Annotated in this window: 18 protein-coding genes; 4 read left to right on the top strand and 14 right to left on the bottom strand. The window is 63.8% G+C overall.

Annotated features, from left to right (window positions below):
* Positions 1 to 136: 136 nt before the first annotated feature.
* The 11 genes from G7Y31_RS02580 to glmS all read right to left on the bottom strand — a co-directional run bounded on the left by G7Y31_RS02580 (position 137) and on the right by glmS (position 12,721).
* Entirely contained in the window at positions 137 to 2,503 is a 2,367-nt protein-coding gene (locus G7Y31_RS02580; protein WP_165008361.1) for an ATP-binding cassette domain-containing protein, read from the bottom strand.
* Between the two features lie 70 nt (positions 2,504 to 2,573).
* Positions 2,574 to 4,190: a chaperonin GroEL gene (gene groL / locus G7Y31_RS02575; RefSeq protein WP_165008359.1), complete on the bottom strand. Its 1,617-nt coding sequence runs from the start codon at positions 4,188 to 4,190 to the stop codon at positions 2,574 to 2,576.
* A gap of 21 nt (positions 4,191 to 4,211) precedes the next feature.
* A complete protein-coding gene (groES, locus tag G7Y31_RS02570; RefSeq protein ID WP_165008357.1) occupies positions 4,212 to 4,505 on the bottom strand; it encodes a co-chaperone GroES in 294 nt (97 codons plus the stop codon).
* Between the two features lie 284 nt (positions 4,506 to 4,789).
* Positions 4,790 to 5,845, bottom strand: a complete 1,056-nt coding sequence (tsaD, locus tag G7Y31_RS02565; protein WP_165008355.1) for a tRNA (adenosine(37)-N6)-threonylcarbamoyltransferase complex transferase subunit TsaD — start codon at positions 5,843 to 5,845, stop codon at positions 4,790 to 4,792.
* A gap of 6 nt (positions 5,846 to 5,851) precedes the next feature.
* Positions 5,852 to 6,400, bottom strand: coding sequence for a GNAT family N-acetyltransferase (locus tag G7Y31_RS02560; protein WP_165008353.1), 549 nt, complete (start codon positions 6,398 to 6,400; stop codon positions 5,852 to 5,854).
* 3 nt (positions 6,401 to 6,403) lie between these two features.
* Positions 6,404 to 7,123, bottom strand: coding sequence for a tRNA (adenosine(37)-N6)-threonylcarbamoyltransferase complex dimerization subunit type 1 TsaB (tsaB, locus tag G7Y31_RS02555; protein WP_165008351.1), 720 nt, complete (start codon positions 7,121 to 7,123; stop codon positions 6,404 to 6,406).
* Entirely contained in the window at positions 7,123 to 7,593 is a 471-nt protein-coding gene (locus tag G7Y31_RS02550; protein WP_165008349.1) for a hypothetical protein, read from the bottom strand. The genes tsaB and G7Y31_RS02550 overlap by 1 nt, the downstream gene beginning before the upstream one ends.
* Positions 7,594 to 7,672: 79 nt before the next feature.
* Entirely contained in the window at positions 7,673 to 9,265 is a 1,593-nt protein-coding gene (locus G7Y31_RS02545; protein ID WP_165008347.1) for an aspartate:alanine exchanger family transporter, read from the bottom strand.
* Positions 9,266 to 9,730, bottom strand: a complete 465-nt coding sequence (tsaE, locus tag G7Y31_RS02540) for a tRNA (adenosine(37)-N6)-threonylcarbamoyltransferase complex ATPase subunit type 1 TsaE (protein ID WP_165008345.1) — start codon at positions 9,728 to 9,730, stop codon at positions 9,266 to 9,268.
* Positions 9,723 to 10,826 (bottom strand): alanine racemase, encoded by a 1,104-nt coding sequence (alr, locus tag G7Y31_RS02535; RefSeq protein WP_165008343.1) that lies wholly within the window; start codon positions 10,824 to 10,826, stop codon positions 9,723 to 9,725. Before alr ends, tsaE begins: the two co-directional genes overlap by 8 nt.
* Positions 10,827 to 10,849: 23 nt before the next feature.
* A complete protein-coding gene (gene glmS, locus G7Y31_RS02530; RefSeq protein WP_165008341.1) occupies positions 10,850 to 12,721 on the bottom strand; it encodes a glutamine--fructose-6-phosphate transaminase (isomerizing) in 1,872 nt (623 codons plus the stop codon).
* Positions 12,722 to 12,806: 85 nt separating this feature from the next.
* Between glmS and G7Y31_RS02525 the strand changes: the two genes are divergently transcribed.
* Positions 12,807 to 13,640, top strand: coding sequence for a poly(ethylene terephthalate) hydrolase family protein (locus tag G7Y31_RS02525; protein WP_165008338.1), 834 nt, complete (start codon positions 12,807 to 12,809; stop codon positions 13,638 to 13,640).
* On the opposite strand, the gene G7Y31_RS02520 is transcribed toward G7Y31_RS02525, so the two are convergent.
* Positions 13,637 to 13,900 (bottom strand): hypothetical protein, encoded by a 264-nt coding sequence (locus tag G7Y31_RS02520; protein ID WP_165008336.1) that lies wholly within the window; start codon positions 13,898 to 13,900, stop codon positions 13,637 to 13,639. The genes G7Y31_RS02525 and G7Y31_RS02520 overlap by 4 nt on opposite strands.
* 63 nt (positions 13,901 to 13,963) lie before the next feature.
* Here G7Y31_RS02520 and G7Y31_RS02515 point away from each other — a divergent pair, with 63 nt between their 5' ends.
* The 3 genes from G7Y31_RS02515 (at position 13,964) to G7Y31_RS02505 (ending at position 15,372) form a co-directional block, all read left to right on the top strand.
* The gene (locus G7Y31_RS02515) at positions 13,964 to 14,464 is read left to right on the top strand and encodes a hypothetical protein (RefSeq protein WP_196823605.1); all 501 of its coding nucleotides are present in this window, start codon (positions 13,964 to 13,966) and stop codon (positions 14,462 to 14,464) included.
* Positions 14,465 to 14,698: 234 nt separating this feature from the next.
* Positions 14,699 to 15,022, top strand: coding sequence for a hypothetical protein (locus G7Y31_RS02510; protein WP_196823604.1), 324 nt, complete (start codon positions 14,699 to 14,701; stop codon positions 15,020 to 15,022).
* Between the two features lie 200 nt (positions 15,023 to 15,222).
* Positions 15,223 to 15,372, top strand: coding sequence for a hypothetical protein (locus G7Y31_RS02505; protein WP_165008332.1), 150 nt, complete (start codon positions 15,223 to 15,225; stop codon positions 15,370 to 15,372).
* A gap of 221 nt (positions 15,373 to 15,593) precedes the next feature.
* On the opposite strand, the gene G7Y31_RS02500 is transcribed toward G7Y31_RS02505, so the two are convergent.
* Together G7Y31_RS02500 and glmM are read right to left on the bottom strand one after the other, a co-directional pair.
* Positions 15,594 to 15,917 (bottom strand): hypothetical protein, encoded by a 324-nt coding sequence (locus G7Y31_RS02500; protein WP_165008330.1) that lies wholly within the window; start codon positions 15,915 to 15,917, stop codon positions 15,594 to 15,596.
* 178 nt (positions 15,918 to 16,095) lie between these two features.
* Entirely contained in the window at positions 16,096 to 17,439 is a 1,344-nt protein-coding gene (glmM, locus tag G7Y31_RS02495) for a phosphoglucosamine mutase (RefSeq protein ID WP_165008328.1), read from the bottom strand.
* Positions 17,440 to 17,616 lie beyond the last annotated feature (177 nt).

The raw sequence follows: 17,616 nt of genomic DNA, 5'->3' as shown, positions 1-17,616 counted from the left end.
GTCCAATGGTGCACTTGCCAAACTCTTCGGCATGCCCATGGCAGACCCGCAACCGTGCCGCGGCCGGCTAGCGGGGCTAGGGCTGTGCGGCCGGGGTTAGGACTGTGCAGCCGGAGCTAGGGTTGTGCAGCCGGGGTTAGGGCTGCGCGGGCGGGGCGTCGAGGTAGCGGGCCAGATACTGCGCTGTCAGAGAATGGGCGGGCTGCTGCTGCACCAGCTGGGCTGGGGTGCCTTCGGCCACCACCGTACCGCCAGCACTGCCGGCGCCAGGGCCGAGGTCAATGACGTAATCCACATGCGCAATCACCGCCAGATTATGCTCCACCACAATGACGGTATTGCCCTGGTCCACCAGTACGTCTAGTAGCTCGAGCAAAACGGTAACGTCGGCGGGGTGAAGACCCGTAGAGGGCTCATCGAGGACCAAAATATCTGCCGTAGATTTCTTATCGTGCAGGTGAGCGGCCAGCTTCAGTCGCTGCTGTTCCCCGCCGGACAAAGTGGTCAGCGGTTGGCCAAGAGTCACATAGCCCAGGCCCACCTGCACCAAGGTGCGGCAAATCTTAGCCGCAGGCCCAATGCGATTATCCGCGCAGAACTCCGCCGCACGCGCCGCGGGCAAATCCAGCACATCCGCAATGGACAACCCGCCCAGGCGGTAGTCGAGCACACCCTGGGCAAACCGGCGGCCCTCGCACACATCGCACGGCACGTCCACCCCAGACATCACTCCCAAGTCCACATAGACCACGCCCGCGCCGTTGCACGCCGGGCAGGCACCCTCGGAGTTGGCGCTAAACAACGCCGCGGAGACCCCATTGGCCTTCGCAAAAGCCTTGCGCAGCGAGTCCAACGCCCCGGTATACGTGGCCGGATTCGACCGACGCGAGCCCTTGACCGCGCCCTGGTCCACGCGCAGCACCCGCGCCGGATCCTCAATTAACTCCGGCAGGTGCGCCAGCAGCGACGTCTTTCCTGAACCAGCCACACCCGTTACCGCCGTAAGCACCCCCACTGGGATTTCCAGATCCACGTCGCGCAGGTTATTCGATGCCGCCCCCACAATCTGCAGTTGCCCGCGCGGCGAGCGCACAGAAGACTTGAGCTGCGCAGCATCTGCCAAATGCCGGCCCGTGACCGTATCCGCGCCGCGCAGCTGCTCCACGGTGCCAGCAAAGACCACTTCCCCACCCAGCGACCCCGCCGCCGGTCCCATATCCACCACATAATCTGCAATGGCAATCGTCTGCGGCTTGTGCTCGACCACCAGCACCGTGTTGCCCTTATCGCGCAGCGCCAGCAGCAGTCGGTTCACCCGGTCGATATCGTGGGGGTGGAGCCCCGAGGTGGGCTCGTCAAACACATACGTCACATCCGTAAGCGCCGATCCCATGTGCCGCACCATCCGGGTGCGCTGAGCCTCACCTCCCGATAAGCTGCCCGCCGGGCGCGACAGCGTCAGATAGCCCAACCCCAAGTCGATGGCCGCATCCAGGGCGGCGGTGAGGGAGGAAACTAGGGGAGCTACCGGGGCATCGGCAATCTCGCTTGCCCACGCACGCACCTGCGGCAACTCCAGCTCACACACCTCAGCCAAGGACAAACCATTCAGGAAAGAGTTGCGCACGTGCTCCGCCAAGCGAGTTCCCCCGCACGCCGGGCACGGCACAAAGCGCACCGCCCGCTGGACGAACTCGCGCACGTGCTTCTTCAAGGATTCCGGGTCCTTGCTCAGCATGGATTGGCGCATGCGCGGCACCACGCCCAGGTAGCTCATATTCACCCCCGCTACCTTCACCTTGACATCATCCAGGTAGTACAGCGCGTGCTTTTGCTCCGGAGTAAACTGCGCCACCGGCACATCTGCGGGGTAGAGCCCCGATTGCGCGTACGCCTTCCAGGACCACGAATCCACCTTGTGTCCGGGCAACAAAATGGCGCCCTCGTTGAGCGAAAGCGACTCATCCACCACCGCGGACAAATCAATGTCATTCGCGCGGCCCAGCCCCTCGCACTCCGGACACATGCCCCCGGTACGCTCGAAACGCACTACTTCTGTGGCCTTGCCATTGACAGACATCCCACCCTGGCTGGAGACCGAAGGCACGTTAAAGGAGTAGGCTGCCGGGCCACCTGCCGCCGGTTGCGCCGCGCGGGAGTACAGGATGCGCAATAGCCCGACGATGTCCGTTGCGGTACCGAACGTCGAGCGTGCATTCGCTGCCATGGGTTCTTGCCCCACGATGATTGCCGCAGTCAGTCCACCCAAATAGTCCACGTCCGGACGGGCCAAGGAGGGCATGAAGCCCTGGACAAAGCCCGGGTAAGTTTCATTAACCAGCCGCTGGGATTCCGCGGCAATGGTGTCGAAGACTAGGGAGGACTTACCGGAGCCGGAAACTCCCGTAAAGACCGTCAGGGCGTGCTTGGGGATGTCGATGGTGACGTCGCGCAGGTTGTTGGAGCGCGCGCCACGCACGCAGATGCAGTGGGGGAAATTCACCCAGCCAACAGTAACGAAAACGCCCACCCCTGGCGAACCCGGGATGGGCGTTGGATACAGCGCAGCGAAATTAGTGCTGGTGCCCGTGGCCTGCGGCCGCAGGTTCTTCCTCCGCTGGCTTTTCCACCACAGAAGCCTCGGTGGTCAGAACCATGCGGGCCACGGAGGTGGCGTTGACCACGGCGGAGTGGGTGACCTTGACCGGGTCAATGATGCCGGAGTCAATCAGGTTGCCGTACTCCAAGGTGGCGGCGTTGAAGCCCTCACCGTTGGGTAGATCGCGCACGCGCGCAACCACCACGGCGCCGTCCAGGCCAGCGTTTTGGGCAATCCAATACGCCGGGCGGGTCAGGGCGCGGGAGACGGACAGGACGCCGATCTTGGCCTCGCCCTCGAAATCCTCGGCGAACTTCTCCAGCTCAGCGGCGATCTGCACCAGCACGGAACCGCCGCCGGCAATAACGCCTTCTTCCACCGCCGCGCGGGCGGCATTGATGGCGTCCTCGACGCGCAGCTTGCGCTCGTTGACCTCGGTCTCCGTCGCGGCACCCACGCGGATGACCGCCACGCCGCCGGAGAGCTTGGCCAGGCGCTCCTCCAGCTTCTCGCGGTCCCAGGTGGAGTCCGTGCGCTCGATGTCGCGGCGCAGCTGGCCGCGGCGCTCCTCTACGGCTTCTGCCGTGCCGCCGCCATCAACGATGACGGTCTCTTCCTTCGTCACCGTCACGCGGCGAGCGGTGCCCAGCACTTCCAGGCCAGACTCGGAGAGGTTGATCCCCACCTCCGGGTCCACCACGGTAGCGCCGGTAACAACCGCCAGGTCATCCATGAAGCCTTTGCGGCGCTCGCCAAAGTACGGGGCCTTCACGGCCGCGACCTTGAGGATCTTGCGGATGGAATTAACCACCAACGCCTGCAGTGGCTCACCCTCGATGTCCTCAGCAACAATGAGCGTGGGCTTATTGGACTCCGCAATCTTTTCCAGCAGTGGCAGGAAGTCCGGCAGGGAGGAAATCTTGTTGCGTACCAGCAGAATCTGGGCATCATCCAGTACTGCGTGGTAGGTCTCCTCTTCCGTGGCGAAGTACGGGGAGAGGTAGCCCTTGTCAAAGGAGATGCCCTCAGTAACGTCCACAGCAGAGTCCATGGTCTGGGACTCTTCCACTGTGACCACGCCGTCCTTGCCCACCTTGTCCATGGCGCCAGCGACCATGTCGCCAACCTCCGGATCGCGGGAGGACACCGTGGCTACCTGGGCAATATCGCGCGAGGACGCAACCGGAGTGGCGCGAGCCTTGAGCTCTTCTACCACCTTTTCAGCAGCCGCCGCAATGCCGCGGTTGAGCTCAACCGGGTTGGCTCCAGCGGCCACGTTGCGCAGGCCCTCGTACACCAAGGCCTGCGCCAGCAAGGTGGCGGTAGTGGTGCCATCACCGGCGATGTCGTTGGTCTTGACCGCCACGGACTTCACCAGCTGGGCGCCCAAGTTCTCAAAAGGATCCTCAAGGTCAATATCGCGGGCGATGGTCACGCCATCGTTGGTCACGGTCGGGCCACCGAAGGCCTTAGACAGCACCACGTTGCGCCCGCGCGGGCCCAGGGTGACCTTGACGGCATCGGCAAGCGTATCTACGCCGCGCTGGATGCCTTCCCGAGCCTCCTGGTCAAATGCAATGAGCTTTGCCATTAGGTTAATCGCCTACTTTGTTTACTTCTCGATGACTGCGAGCAGGTCACGCGCGGACAGCAGCAGGTACTCCTGGCCGTCGTACTTGAGCTCGGTGCCGCCGTACTTGGAGAAGACCACGACGTCGCCTTCCTTCACACCGACCGGGATGATCTGGCCCTTGTCATCGGTGCGGCCCGGGCCGACAGCCACCACGGTGGCCTCCTGCGGCTTTTCCTTAGCGGAGTCCGGGATGACCAGACCGGATGCGGTGGTGGTTTCTGCCTCAACGATCTGGACCAGGACCTTGTCTTCCAGCGGCTTAATCTGTGCCATTGTGTATTCCTCCGAGGTGATTCTCAACGTTATATACGGGTATATGTGCCGGTTGTATGCTCTGCTAACACCTCGCCGCCGAGTGCTTTGGGCCCTGCCCGTGGGTGCACCCCAAAAGGCACGGTCCCAAAGGCACCGCCCAAAGGGCCCAAAGGGCCCAAAGGGCTCAGCCCCAATCAGTACTGTCAGCGGCCGCTAGCACAGCCAGCACAGCCGTCGTCGCGGGTGAACAACTGTGAGTGACAACAACCTTCCTAGCACTCTACCCCCGCGACTGCTAACTCTCAACCACGCACGCCGTCCACCAAAGGCGTTTCCACTTCCAGCTGGGTGTCCGTGCCGCAGGCCAGGCCGGAGGGCAGGGCGCCTTCATGAATCAGCTGCGCCGCCACGGCCGCAATCATCACGCCATTGTCCGTGCACAGCTCCAGCGGCGGCACCCGCAGCTCCACCCCGGCAGCCGCGCAACGCTGCTGCGCCAGGGTACGTAGGCGCCGGTTGGCGGCCACTCCCCCGCCCAACAGCAGCGTGCGCGCCCCGGTGTCCTCACACGCCATCACCGCCTTGGCCGTGAGCACATCCGCCACTGCCTCCTGGAAAGAGGCACACACGTCCTCCACGGAAACCACCACGCCCTCGCGCTCGGCTTTCTCCACATAGCGCGCCACCGCGGTCTTGAGCCCGGAGAACGAAAAATCATAGCGCCGCTCCCCCCGCAGGTCCTCAGCCCGCGACAGTCCGCGCGGCAGCGCAATGGTGACTTGTCCGCGCGCCGCCAGCCGGTCAATCACCGGCCCGCCCGGGTACCCCAGCCCCAGCAGGCGGGCGACTTTGTCGTAGGCCTCCCCGGCGGCATCGTCAAGCGTGGTGCCCAGCTCGCGCATGGGCTTGCCCACGGCATCGACCTCCAGCAGCTGCGTGTGCCCACCAGAGACCAGCAGCGCCACCGCGTGCGGCAGCTTTTGGCCCTCCAGATTGGCCACCGCCACGTGCCCGCCCAGGTGGTTGACGCCGTAGAATGGTACCCCCCAGGCCGCCGCCAGCGCCTTGGCTGCCGATGCCCCCACCAGCAGCGCCCCCGCCAGGCCGGGGCCCACGGTGGCAGCCACTGCATCTGGCTTGCCGATTCCCGCCGCGTCCAGCGCCGCCCGCACCACCTGCGGCAAGGCCTCCAGGTGGGCCCGGGACGCAATTTCGGGAACCACGCCGCCAAAACGGGCGTGCTGCTCCATCGAGGAGGCCACCTCATTGGCAAGGATGTCCATGTAGCCATCGCTATCTAGGCGAACGATGCCCACCCCGGTTTCATCGCAGGAAGATTCCAGGCCCAAGATGATCATGGTGGTTTACTGCCTTTCGCTACTGCGCGGGCGGACCATAGTGTGCGCGTCCGCGCCGGAGGGTTGGTAATAGTTGCGGCGTATGCCGGTGTATATGAAACCGTAGGCCTCGTAGAGGCGCAGGGCCGGGTCGTTGCCCACGCGCACCTCCAAAAAGACCGGAGAATCAGTGCGGTCCGCGATGTGGCAAATGTTGTCCATCATCGCCCGGGCCACGCCGCGGCGCTGAGCCGCCGGGTCCACGCCGATGGTCAAGATTTCCCACTCGGGATCCGCCACCGGGCCGAGCATGGCCAGGCCCGCGTAGCCCACCAGCACTGAGTCGGCCGTGGGCGCGTTCTCGTTGGCGGCCACGGTTTCTGCGGCTGCGGTTTCTGTGGCTGCTGCGGCTGCTGCAACCGCGGGCGCGTCTTCGACGCCGAAGTAGAAAGTGTGGGGCCGGGCAAAGTCGGCCCGGAAGATCTCCTCGCTCCAGGGGGTCTCGCCGGCAAAAAGGACTTTTTCTAGCTCCGCGCAGCGCGCGGCGTCCGCAGGGGTTAGTTCACGCAACCGCATGGGCTAAGCCTCGGATGTGGCGGAGGGGACGGGGGCATCGCCAAGCTGCAGGTGCTCCAGCGGCGGCAAAGCAGCAGAACGCGGGGCGGGCTGGGGTGGGACGGCATCGGGACGCCGCAAATACAGCGGTACCAGCGGCTCCGGAGTGGCCTGCAGATCGCCAGCCACGGCCACCAGCCCGGCCGCACGCGGAGTAGCCCACTGGCGCGGCAGAGACTGCAACTGCTGCGGCAAACGCGGGGCGATGGCTTCCGGAAAGACCAGCTGCTGCGCGGTGGCCTCCAGCTCCTCCGGCTTATGCACCTGCGGGCCGGACGTGCGCGCGGTGCCACGGTAGGTGGCCCAGTAGACCTCCTTACGGCGGGCATCGGTGGCCACCAACAAGTCTGCGGGAGCAGGGGCCGTCGCGGCGACGCGGTGCGCAATGGCGTCCAAAGAACACACCCCAAAGACCGGAATGTTCAGGGCCACTCCCAGGGCCGATGCCGTGGCCATCCCCACCCGTAGCCCGGTAAATGGGCCCGGGCCGGTGCCCACCACCACAGCGTCCAGGTCAGCGTAAGTCCAACCAACCTGTGCCAAGAGGGCCTCCACCGTGGGCATCAACTGCTCGTTGTGCGCGCGGGTGTCTTCTACCACCCGGTCCCACGACTGGCCCGTGGCGGTATCCACCGCACCGGTGACCAAGTCTGTAGTTGCTGTATCCAGTGCCAGAATGCGCATTAAGCCGCCAGGAACCAGGTGCCGTTCTCGGCCTTGACAAAAGGCACAATTGCCGCAGCGTCCGTCACCGGCAGCGGCTGTCCCGACGGGCACAGATCCACCTGGTTGCGGTTGAGCTCCTCGGCGTAGTACTGCTGCTTGTCGTTGATGGCCAGCAGGTAGTTCTTGTCCTCGCCCACAGTGCCGTCAATGCCCAAGTCTGCGGCGCGCACCTGGAACAGCTTTTCAATGTCGTCCGGGGTCATGCCCGAGCAAATGGTAGAAAAGCCGCGCCACTGCTCCCCGTAGATGTCCATGATGGCCAGCCCGGCAGTGTTCATATTGGAGCTATCAATAGATTCCAGCGCGCTGCCCAGACCGCGGGCCACCGGGGCGGCGGGACGGGTTGCAGCCACTGCGGCCATAGCGAACAGGGCGACGGCGAAGACGCCAATGACGACGGTGGTGATGAATTGACCCAGTTTGGTCATAAGAAAATGCGCTCCTTAGCGGCTTGGAGGTTGCGGATTGCTAACCCGTCCATCCTAGCGTGCCAGCGAGCGTAGCGGGCTACACCAACAGCAGGGCCAGCACCTGGCAGACCACAATCTTGCCGATCATCGCGGTGGGATAGACAGTGGCATAGCCACGCTCCGCCAGCGGGGTGCCGGTTTGCGGGTTGAGGTAGGCCATGACCGCGGGGTTGGTGGTCATACCGGCCACCACGCCCATGGCCTCGTCGAACTTCAACCGGAACACACTCATGCACACCACGGCGATCCCCAAGGCGGAAATCAGCGTCAACCCCAAACCCAGCGCGATAAAGATCAGCGAGGAAGGATCCGACAGCGCCGCCCGGAAGCTACCGCCAGCCGAGGTGCCCACCCCAGCCAGAAACAGCGTCAGGCCAAGGGTGGACAGGGTTTGCTTGGCGTGGAACGGCAGCTGCCAGTTCACCGGGCCGGTGCGCCCCACCGCACCCAGAATCAACCCGGCGACAATCGGCCCGCCACCAAAGCCCAAAGACAAGGTGATTCCGCCCGGCAGCGGCAGCGGGATAGCGCCCAGTGCCAGGCCCAGCAACAGCCCCAAGGCCGCCGGGAACAAATCCACATTGCCCAACGCAGACTCCGAGTCCCCCAAAAAGCGGCGCACCTTATCCAGCTGCCCCGGTGCGGTAATCACGCGCACGCGGTCGGAGTAGTTCAGCACGGTATCCGGGGTGGGCACCACGTCGGAGTCACCCTTGCGCACGCGGGCGACCAAAAATCCGTGCTCGTGCGTGTGCAGGTCGCGCAGTCTGCGGCCAGCAACCTGCGGGTTAGACACGGCAATTCGCCGGTAGACCAGGCCGTCTTCTTCGTGCAGGTTCACGTCAATGGCTGTGCCCAGCACCGCCACGGCCTGGTCCACGGCCTCTTGCGTGCCGTTGATAATCAGCTCCATGCCCTCGCACAGCTGCATTTCCGGCACCGCCAGATGGTGCGAGTCCGGATTATTAACCAACCGGGTGGCCACAATGCGCTGCCCCGTAATGCGCGGCAGGTCCCCGGCGGTACCCGCGAAGTCCCGGTCCAGGCGCACGCCCTGCCAGCGCAAGGGGGAAGGGACCATGCCTTCGGCGGCGGCATCGGCAAGGTGGTCCACCCGCAGCCACGCCGCACCCACCGCTGCGACCACAATGGTGCCCAGCACACTGCCGGGGTAGGTCAGCGAGTAGCCCACCACCGGGGTGGTGTCCCCGCCCAAAGCCTGGACAATCGCGGCCATGCCCGGCGTGGAGCTGATGGAACCAGCCAGCGCGCCCGCACCCACCGCAGGGTCCAGCCCAAGAGCGCGCACCGCAGCCGCCGTAAGCCCCGCCAGCAGCACCAGCATGGCCACAATCAGCAAGGAAAGCTTCCAGCCGCGGCGGGCGAAGTCCCGAAAGAAAGACTGGCCAAAGTTGAGACCAATAACGTAGACAAACACCGCCAAGCCAAATTGGTACACCAGCGGCGGGATGGCAATGTCCGGGTTGGCCGTGGACAGCCCCAGGGCCACGAACATGGCGGCTGCGGCACCCAGGGATATTCCCCAGAATTTAATCTTTCCTACCGCCAGCCCCACCGCCATGATGAGGAAGAGCGTGAGCAAGGGCTGTTGGGCAAGAAAGTCCAGCATCTAATGCACCATGTTCCAACTAAAGACTCGGGTGTCATCTTCCGCCTCCCGGTTGATGGTGACGAAGAGATAACTCTGCGCAATCTGCTCCACCAGTCCGCCGCCCCATTCGGCGACAACCACTGCCTGGTCGAGCTCCGTGTCCAAGTCTAGGGCGTCAAGCTCCCCCAGCGGATCCGTGGACTGGTCTAGCAGACGGTAGGCATCAACGTGCACCAGGGCCGGCCCGCCCACCTGCGAACGGTGCTCGCGGGCAATCACGAAGGTGGGCGAGGTAACCCGCCCCTTGACCCCCATGCCGCGGGCTATGCCCTGGGTAAAGGTGGTTTTCCCGGCGCCCAGGGGGCCGTCCAGGATGACCACGTCTCCGGCTTCAAGGGCGGCCCCTAGCCGTGCGCCGAGCTCTTGGGCTTGTTCCGCCGTGGCGGCGACTTCAGTTCCCGCGTGCGGAAAATCACTACGCAAAGGTGATCCCTCCCTCATAGATGCGGCGGGTGCGCCCGGTGGGCCGGCACACCACCTCATAGTTGATCGTGCCCGCGGCGGTGGCTAGCTCCGTCGCGGACATACCGCCGGTGCCAAAGATGATGGCCTCCTCCCCTGGGGACACCTTGAAGGGGTTATCCTCCAGGTAGACCACAATTTGGTCCATACACACTCGGCCTACCTGCGGGTAGCGTTTGCCGCCGATACCCACCTCCAGCGCCCCCTGGAATGCCCGCGGTAGGCCGTCGGCGTAACCGACCGGGATATTAGCCAAGTAGCCGGGTTGCTGCGCCGTCCAGGTCAGGCCGTAGCACGTCCCCTCCCCGGCCGCGATGGGCTTGACGTCCGCGACGGTTGCCGCCCACGTCATGGCTGGGCGCAGCCCATGGTCTAGCCCCGCGATGGGCTCTAGACCATAAAGCCCCACCCCCACGCGCACCTGCTGGTGATGCAGGTCAGGGCGGCTAAGCGTGCCGGGGGTATTACACAGGTGATTAACGGGGCAGTCCAGGCCGGCGGCGCGAGCGGCGGCCAGTGCCTGGGCAAAGGCCTGCGCCTGGGCATCGGTATGGGGGTGGTTGGCTTCATCAGCACACGCCAGGTGCGACATCAGACCCAGCACCGTGATGTGCGGGGCCTGCCCCAGCAGCGCAAACACCTGCGCCCACTGCTGCGGGTCCACCCCGGCGCGGTGCATCCCGGTCTCCACCTTGATATAAACGCGCGCTGGAATCCCCGCCTCCACCAGCACCTGTGCGTGCCGCAGGCTGGGCACCGCCAGGTCGATTCCTGCCGCCAGCGGCTCTGCCAGGTCCTGTTCCGGGTCCCAAATCCAGGCCAGAATTGGCTTGCCGATGCCGCTATCGCGCAACGCCACTGCCTCCCCCACCGTGGCCACCCCGAAGGCGTCAGCACCGGCGCGTTCCATAGTGGCGGCCACCCGCACGGCCCCGTGGCCATAGGCGTCTGCTTTGACCACGGCCATCAGCGCCACATCCGGGCCCACGAGGTTTTTGAAGTAGCCCACGTTGTGGGCGATGGCATCTAAGTCAATGCGGGTTTTGAGCATAGGCACCATTGTGCCACCCGGCGCGCAGCCTATTCCACCGTGACGGACTTGGCCAGGTTGCGCGGCTGGTCGACGTCGTAGTTCTTAGCCTGCGCCACGTGGCAGGCAAAGATCTGCAGGGGCACCGTGGCCAGCAGTGGCTGCATCAGCGTCGGGGCCTGCGGGATGCGAATGATGTGGTTAGCGTAGGCGTCTACGGCGCTATCGCCTTCCTCCGCGATAACGATGGTGATGGCCCCGCGGGCGCGCACCTCCTGAATGTTGGAGACCACCTTGGAGTGCAGGGAGTCGCGCCCGCGCGGGGAGGGCACGATGACAAAGACCGGCTGGCCTTCTTCAATCAGAGCAATCGGGCCGTGCTTAAGCTCCCCGGCGGCAAAGCCCTCCGCGTGCAGGTAGGCGATCTCTTTGAGCTTCAGCGCACCTTCCAGCGCGACCGGGAAGCCCACGTGACGGCCCAGGAAGAGCACGGACTTGGCGTCCTTCATCGACTGCGCCAGCTCAGCTACCTGGTCCCCGCCGTCGATCACGGTCTGGATTTTCTCCGGCATGGCGCGCAGTTCCTGGAGCACGGACTGAACTTCATCAGCAAACATATTGCCGCGCAGCTGTGCCAGGTACAGCCCCAGCAGATAAGTGGCGGTAATTTGGGCCAAGAAAGCCTTAGTGGAGGCAACGGCGATTTCGGGCCCTGCGTGGGTATACAAGGCGGCATCGGACTCGCGCGGAATGGAGGAGCCCTGGGTATTGCAGATAGCAATGACCTTGGCCCCCTGCTGGCGGGCGTGGCGCACAGCCATGAGGGTATCCATGGTCTCGCCCGACTGCGACAGTGCTACCACCAGTGTCTTTTCTGTCACGATGGGGTCACGGTAGCGGAACTCGTGGGCCAGCTCCACCTCGGTGGGGATCCGGCACCAGTGCTCAATGGCATAGCGCGCCACGTGTCCGGCATAGGCCGCCGTACCACAGGCGATGACAATGATCTTGTCAATAGACTTCAGCACCGATTCCTCAATGTGGAGCTCATCTAGCGCTAGTTTATTCTGCTCATCAAACCGGCCCATAAGGGTATCGCGCACCGCCGCTGGCTGATCATGGATCTCCTTTTCCATAAAGGAGTTGAAGCCGTCTTTCTTCGCGGAGGCAGCATCCCAGTCGATGTGGAAGGACTTGCCCTCAGCGGCGGCGCCCTGGTAGTCGGTAATCTGCACCTCATCGGCGGTGATGGTGACCACCTGGTCATTGTCCATTTCCACCGCCGACTTGGTGTAGTCAATAAACCCAGACACGTCCGAACCCAGGAAGTTCTCCCCTTCGCCCAGGCCAATGACCAACGGCGAATCCCGGCGCGCGGCCACAATGCGGTCCGGCTGCTGGGCGTGGATGGCCAAAATCGTAAAGGCGCCGTCTAGTTGCTGGCAGGTCAGCTGCATAGCCCGGGTGAGGTCTTGGCCGGCTTCATTGTGGAAAACTTCTCCCAACAGGGTGGCGGCTACTTCAGTATCTGTCTCCGAGACGAAGTTGTAGCCCTTGGCTACCAGCTGGGATTTGAGCTCAGCAAAGTTTTCAATAATGCCGTTGTGCACCACGGCCAGCTGGCCGCCGTCAACAACATGTGGGTGGGAGTTAAGGTCCGAGGGTCCACCGTGAGTAGCCCAGCGCGTGTGGCCAATGCCCAGTACGGACTCCGGCAACGGGCGCGCAGAAATCTCTTCTTCCAGCGCCGCTACCTTGCCGGCTTTCTTCCGCCAGCCAATTTCTCCGTCGGCATACACCGCCACGCCAGCGGAGTCATAGCCGCGATATTCCAGGCGCCGCAAACCCTCCAGTATCACGTCGAGGGCAAAGTATTCACGGCCTTGGTTCGGGTGGCCAACATATCCTACGATTCCACACATAGACTCAGACCTTACCCCATATGGGTAACCCCATGTTTTGGCCAGGTGCCACACGCCGCGTGCGCTTTGCTCTATCCTAAAGAGCGTGTCTGCGAATTTGAATAAGCACCTAGCAACCCTGTCCAAGCGTGGCCCGCACCGCGTGCTGGTGGGCGATCTCAACTACGCCGGTATCCAAGGCAGAATCTACGCTCCTGCTGAGGGCAAGGGCGTGCCCGCTGTCGCTTTTGGCCATGACTGGCGCAAGCGGGTCAAGGACTACCACGGCACGCTGCGCCATCTGGCTAGCTGGGGCATTGTGGTTGCCGCCCCGGATACGGAGACTGGGTTTATTCCCAACCATCGCAACTTGGTTTCTGACATGGAGTCCGCTTTGCAGATTGCCGCTGGCGTCAAGCTTGGCCAGGGCAATGTCACGGTCTCGCCCGCCAAGTTAGGCATGGTGGGCCACGGCATGGGTGGCGGTGCGGCCGTGCTCGGCGCGGTGGACAATGACAAGGTCCGCGCGGTGGCGGGCCTTTACCCCGCCAAGGTAGCCCCTTCTGCTGAGGAGGCCGCAAAGTCCGTGACTGTTCCCGGTCTGTTTATTGGCTCTGAGCGTGACGATATTTTTAGCGCCGGCAACCCCTCTCGCATTGTGCGCAACTGGGGCGGCGACGTCGCTTTCCGCGAGCTAGCCAAGGGCACCCAGTCCGGCTTCAGCGAGGACACCTGGCACAAGCTGCTCATTGGCACTGGAGCTTTCCAGACTGGTCCCCGGGAGACCGCCCGCGCTTTGCTCACGGGCTTTTTGCTTCATGTGCTCGACGGGGAGAAGAAGTACGCAGACTTCGCCGCCGCAGATGCCTCCGGCAGGGGCGTCAAGTCGCCCGATGCCCAGGACATCCGCAAGAAGGCCCTATTGGCCTACGACGGCTAACCGCGCCGGAACACGGACTTGACCTGCCGCGACTGCCCCACTTGCTGGCGCGGGTGGCAGGCCGCCTGCTGGCCGTAGCCCTCCTTGCCAGGGCTTGCCGATGCCCCCTGCGGCCCCACCTGGCTCCTCCCCTGCTGCGCCCGAGCTTCGCGCGCAGCTTTTTCTATGTCAGCCTGTGCTTTGGCCAGGCTGTGTTCGAACTCAATGAGCCGGCTAGCCGTTCGCTGGCGAAATGAGCGGGCAAATTCTTCAAAATCCATTACCACTGACCTGCCTTCCGGGCTCGTTGACTAGATCCACTCGATGTAGCTGACCCACTTGCTGTGGGCGTGCACTCCACCGCCGGTGCGGGCCCAGACGCTGCCGGTACAGGTCCCGCAGCAGAGGCTGCCGGCCCCGGAGCGGAGGGTGCCGGGCCCGGAGCGGACCCCTGCATAGCAACCTTTTGTGCTGGCGGTGGTGGCTCCTTGACCTTGCCCAGTTCCTCCGGAGGAGTGATGACCCCATCAGCGGGATGCGGCGCCGGGCCAGATTCTGGCGCCGCCGGTGCTGGCGGCGCCGGGGGTTCCGGTGCGCCCGGCGGGGTCAAGTCTGGCAACTCCAGGTGGCTAAAGAAGTCCACCGCTGCCGCGATCAGAGCGCCGATGCCCACTATGGCCACCCCAATGCCTACCGCACCCAAGATACCGCTGCAGCTCACCGCTGGTTCGCAGGCTACCGACGTGTGCGGCGTTGACGGACAGGAATCTGGCTTTGGCGTCGGCGTGGGGGTGGCTTCAGCCGGTGGGCATTCCACGGGGTGGCACACCTTCGGCGTGGGCTGATTCGACTTTGGCTCAGGATGAGGTTCCGGCTTCGGTTCCGGCTGTGGATGTGGTTCCGGTTTGGGTTGTGGCTGTACAGCGTGCGGCTTGGTGCAAGGCTCGCTCGGCGTGTGCGAGTGCGAACAACCGCAGGTGGCGGGCTGCTCCGGACGCACAGGGGTCGGGTGCACCGGCACCGAACTTCCAGGCACCGAACTTCCAGGCACCGAACTTCCAGGCACCGAACTTCCAGGCGTGGAGCTTCCCGGTGACGGGTGCACCGGCGCTGGGTTCGCCGCTGCCGGGGACACAGGCACCTGGGACACTGGTGCCGGCGAGGCGGGTGCCTGGGGTGACTGCGGGGGCATCGGCAAGCTAGAGCTGGAGCCAGCAGGCGCGGTGGCCGGGGGCGGGCACGCAGGAGTCTCCGGTGCAGGGCACGCAGCGGCTGGCGCCGTTGTAGCCTCCGGGGCAGGCGCGGTACAGGTAGCAGTGCAATCCGGCTGTGCGGGCTTGGCCACATCCTTGGGCACCTCAGTCGAACAGGCCTGCTCGCAGCACGCCTCCAGGGCGGTGTAGCACTGCTCCAGGGAATCATCCCGGTCGCGGCAGGTGCTCGAAATGGCGCGGTTGGCGGCCTCAATCAGGCGATCGCCCGCCAACGCTATCGCCGGCACCAGCGCCATTGCCACCGGGTGCATGCGGTAGAGAAACTGGGTGAGCAACGACAACATCGGAATGATGGCGGCGATGATTTCCAAGATGGCGGAGTCAGAAACATGCACAATGTCATCAATGGACCGGGCACAGCACTCGGTGTCCTTCACCAGCTTCTCGCGCGCATCTGCGTCCTCATCGCTATGGTCCTGCAGGCGCCGCAGGTGATCCAGGAAAGCGCCTGCACCGATTTCCACAGCGACGCTGAATAAGAAGTCCTTGAACCCCCGCGGTGCGTGCTTACTGCGCTGCTTCCCCGCCGCCACCGTGGCGCCACGGACGAGCTCTGCAGTGTCAATCCCATCCGCATTAGCCACCATTTGCTGCAATAACGGGAAAGGCAGCGATGGGCCTGCATAGGCCCCCTTGGCTGCGGCCTGGAAATGGGCTACGGCCTGCGCATACTCGTGCAAGCGGCTGCTAACCACGGTGCTCATGGCCTGCCCCCGCCACCAATATGGTCGCCCCCAGCTAGGGTCTGCGCGGAGAACTCATCGCCTTGGGCTACCGCATCCAACTGCGCGATGGCAGCCTGGGCAGTATCGCGGGCATGGACAAAGCGCTGACTGCCCCGCGAATGCACACGCTCAAACGCTGCCTGCAAGCGCTGCGCATGGCCCGCAAAGCCCTTCCCAGCCGCCTGGGCGGGGAAAGCCGGACGCTGCGCCTGGTGCCCATCCAAGGCACCCTCAATCTCTTTGACCACGCCCTGCAACGCGGTGGTTGCCTGCGGGACATCTACAAATACATCAGCCACGGGTATCGAAGCCTCCTACGTGATAAATAAGCCACAGTGGTGTACTTCCTCCCCGAGCCCCCTGCCCGGGAAATGACTTACACCTGTATTGGACTGCGACTGACCACCAAAGGTTCCCTCGAAACCCGAAAAACTTTTTTACAGGCCCCAGGAGGGGCGCTGTCGGCAACGCAGCGGACTACACCGAAGCGACTACTGCGGCCAGGCGGCCAGCCACCTTGCGCGCGTGCTCCTCGCTCTTGGCCTCCACCATCACGCGGAACAACTCCTCCGTGCCGGAGGGCCGCAACAGCACCCGGCCGGAGTCTCCCAGTTCAGCTTCGGCCTCGGCAATTGCTGCCTTGAGCTCTGAGTCTGCCATGATTGCGCCCTTATCCCGCACGGGGACATTAATCAGCACCTGCGGCAGCACCGTCATTACGGAAGCCAGCTCCGCCAGGGACTTCCCCGTTTTAGCCATGCGCGCCATGATGGACAAGCCCGTTAGGGTGCCGTCGCCAGTGGTGCAATCATCCGGCAACACCACGTGCCCGGACTGCTCCCCACCCAGGGAGAAATCGCCCTTTGCCAGTTCTTCCAACACGTAGCGGTCCCCCACATTGGCCTCAATGACGGTAATCCCCTGCTCCTCCATAGCCAGCTTGAGGCCCAGGTTGGACATCACCGTGGCCACCAGGGTGTTATAGCGCAAGGCGTTATCTTCCTTCATCCCCACGGCCAGCAGGGCCATGATTTGGTCCCCGTCCACAACATTTCCCTGGGCGTCTACCGCCAGGCAGCGGTCAGCATCACCGTCGTGCGCCAACCCCAAGTGAGCGCCATGCTCCACCACTGCCTGCTGGGTTTGTTCAATATGGGTAGAACCGCAATCCTCATTGATATTGAAAGCATTAGGCTTGTTGTGGATGGCAATAACCTCAGCGCCCGCGGCCTCATAGGCCTGCGGTGCCACCTTGGAAGCGGCGCCATTGGCAGCATCCACCACCACCTTGATGCCGCTTAAATCCGCAGAGACGACCTCAGCCAGATGGGCAAGGTAGCGACCGCGGGCATCGGGAGCCTCTGAAATGATGCGGCCCAGCTTGGTGCCAGTAGGACCATCTTCTGCCAGGTGCTCCATGGCTTTTTGAATCTCATCCTCCACACTATCCGGCAGCTTCTTGCCGCCCGAGGAGAAGAACTTGATGCCATTGTCCGGCATGGGGTTATGCGAGGCGGAAATCATCACGCCCAACTCCGCACCATAATCATCCGTTAGGAAAGCAATCGCCGGGGTGGGCAGCACCCCTACGCGCAGCACGTCCACCCCACGCGAAGCCAAACCGGAAGCGATGGCGGCATCAAGCATCTCCCCAGAAACACGCGGGTCCCGGCCAATGATGGCCAAGGGCCGCCGCTCAAAAGACTCCCGATGCGCGGTTAGTACCTCCGCCGCAGCCTGGCCCAGCTTCAAAGCCAAGATTGGAGTTAGTTTCTTATTTGCCAGTCCACGCACGCCGTCGGTTCCAAAGAGTCTAGTCATGCTTAACCATCATACGCACCGCCCTGGACAGGAGTGACAACTTTTTCGTAAGCAAGTGAAACCAGCGTTCCAGGCTCCCTGCTCCTGGGCAGCAATTGCCCGGCCGACCGTGACGCGTTTTCTGCGCGATAACGACTTCGCTGTATAGGAGGCGGGGTACTAAAGCGCACAAATGTG

Origin of the sequence: Corynebacterium lizhenjunii (genome assembly GCF_011038655.2) — a bacterium.
Lineage (GTDB): Bacteria > Actinomycetota > Actinomycetes > Mycobacteriales > Mycobacteriaceae > Corynebacterium > Corynebacterium lizhenjunii.
Note: the sequence above shows the minus strand (reverse complement) of the source record. Positions and strands in the feature narration are given on the sequence as shown.